The 1,998-nt window shown below is 70.0% G+C and carries 3 protein-coding genes; all 3 read right to left on the bottom strand.

The window, feature by feature from the left end; translation table 11 throughout:
- Positions 1 to 780: polyamine aminopropyltransferase (gene speE, locus B8460_RS16125; RefSeq protein ID WP_048862635.1), on the bottom strand; the 780-nt coding region annotated here is incomplete at its 3' end.
- A gap of 120 nt (positions 781 to 900) precedes the next feature.
- Positions 901 to 1,461, bottom strand: coding sequence for an adenosylmethionine decarboxylase (gene speD, locus B8460_RS16120; RefSeq protein ID WP_241771213.1), 561 nt, complete (start codon positions 1,459 to 1,461; stop codon positions 901 to 903).
- A gap of 227 nt (positions 1,462 to 1,688) precedes the next feature.
- Positions 1,689 to 1,998, bottom strand: a 310-nt coding sequence (locus B8460_RS16115) for a hypothetical protein (RefSeq protein WP_048862634.1), incomplete at its 5' end; no start/stop codon positions are given.

Raw genomic sequence — 1,998 nt, 5'->3', positions numbered from 1 at the left:
GATGCCCGCCGCCTCGGCCCGCGCGGCCAGCACGTCGGGCGCGATGTCGCGCAGACCCGGCTGCTTGGCCGCGAAGCCGAGCGTCATGTAGCCGCCGACATAGGTCGGCACGGCCGCGACATAGGCGCTCACATCCGCGAAGAACTGCGCGCGCCGCCGGCTCGTGTCGCGCAGCTCGTCCGCCTGCATGAACGGCACGCCGCACTGGTTCACCACCAGTCCGCGCGCCGACAGGATGCGGGCGCAGTCGCGATAGAACGCGTCGGTGAACAGCACCTCGCCCACGCCGATCGGATCGGTGCTGTCGACGATGATCGCGTCGAACGATTCGTCGGCGGCGCGGCGGACGTAGTCGATGCCGTCACCCACGATCACCTCGGCACGCGGATCGCTCCATGCCGTGCCGCCGATCTGCGGCAGATGCTCCTTCGACAGGCGGATCACCTCGCCGTCGATTTCCACCATCACCGCCCGCTCGACGTTGCGGTGCTGCAGCACCCGGCGCAGCACGCCGCCGTCCCCCGCGCCGATGATCAGGACGCGCCGCGCGTCGCCATGCGCCAGCAGCGGCACGTGGGCCAGCATCTCCTGATAGACGAACTCATCCGCCTCGGTGATCTGCACGACGCCGTCCAAGGTCATGACGCGGCCATGCGTGTGGCTTTCGAAGATCACGATGTCCTGGAAGTCGCTCTGCACGCGCGCGAGTTCGCGACGGATGCGGAAGCGCTGGCCCCAGTCAGGATAGAGCGTTTCGTTCAGCCATGTATCGGTCGTCATCGGTCACTCCCGTGGGCGGGACGGCGTGAGCGGAATGCGCGGATTCGACAGTGCGGATCGGCAAGCGGCGCCACCCGGCATTCCCGTGGGAATGCCGGGCAGTCATGCGGCGGGATAGGCCTAGACGATCAGGCCGCGCCGCTGTTCCGAGAGCTGGATGGAAGTCGGGGCAAAGGCGCCCTTCAGCGTCTCGATCGACCGGTACGGGTTGCAGGCGCCGCACATGAAGATGTCGACCGCCGCGAAGTCGCGCTCCGGCCAGGTGTGGATGGAGATATGGCTCTCCGCCAGCACGAGCACGCCGGACACGCCGCCGTTGGGGCTGAAGTGGTGGAAATGGCCGTGCAGGATCGTCGCCCCGGCCGCTTCCGCCGCCGCGCGCAGGGCGGTGTCGATCAGTGCCGGATCGGTGAGGTTCCGCGCCCCCCACAGGTCGAGCAGCAGGTGCGTGCCGGCAAAGCGCACGCCGTCGCGCTCGACGAAATAATCCTTCGCCACCTCGTCGCACGCATCGGCGCGATCGGCAGGCGCCGGATCGGTCGCGGCCGGAGCCGTCGCGGCGTGGTCAGGCATGACCTGACCGGCGGCGGCCGGCATGTTGTTCTGCGCCTCAACGGCGTCCGATGACTGGTTCTTGCTCGGAACGTCCGAGACCATCCCCAGTGGGCTGAGTGCGTTCACCGCATACCCTCCTACCAGCAGACGGCCTGTTGGTTTCACCGCGCGCAGGCAAGCTGAGGCGTGCGCGGATCGACCCCTGGGGCCAGAAGAGGGCGCGATATGAGGCACGGGGGGGTGCGATGCAAGTGAAATTCCGTCCGACCGCGGCGACGCATGCCACCCACCCGGTGACGGCACGCCGCCGCAGCATCGGGCGGCCGAGCGATGAGGCCCGTCGCCGAGGCGCGTCAGTGCGCCGGCGCGGATGAGGGCGGCGCCGGCGGCGGCGGCGCGGATGCAGCGTCCCCGCCCGGTTCGGAGGCCGCCGCGCGGCGCTCACGCTTTTGCACGACGGCCTGAATCGTTGCGGTATCGGGCGATACTGTCGCGGCCGCCTGCAGCGTCGGCGGCGCATTCATCGCGGCCGACTCGTCATCGGCGACGCTGCGCGCCAGGGCCAGTTCGGCGCGCGCACGCGCGAGATCGCTGACACCGGTCACCGGCGCGGCCGTCAGCAGGCGCAGCATGTCTGCATCCGCGCCCGGCGGCAGGCGGGGG

This window comes from Acidisphaera rubrifaciens HS-AP3, assembly GCF_000964365.1.
GTDB classification, from domain to species: Bacteria; Pseudomonadota; Alphaproteobacteria; order Acetobacterales; family Acetobacteraceae; genus Acidisphaera; species Acidisphaera rubrifaciens.
Note: the sequence above shows the minus strand (reverse complement) of the source record. Positions and strands in the feature narration are given on the sequence as shown.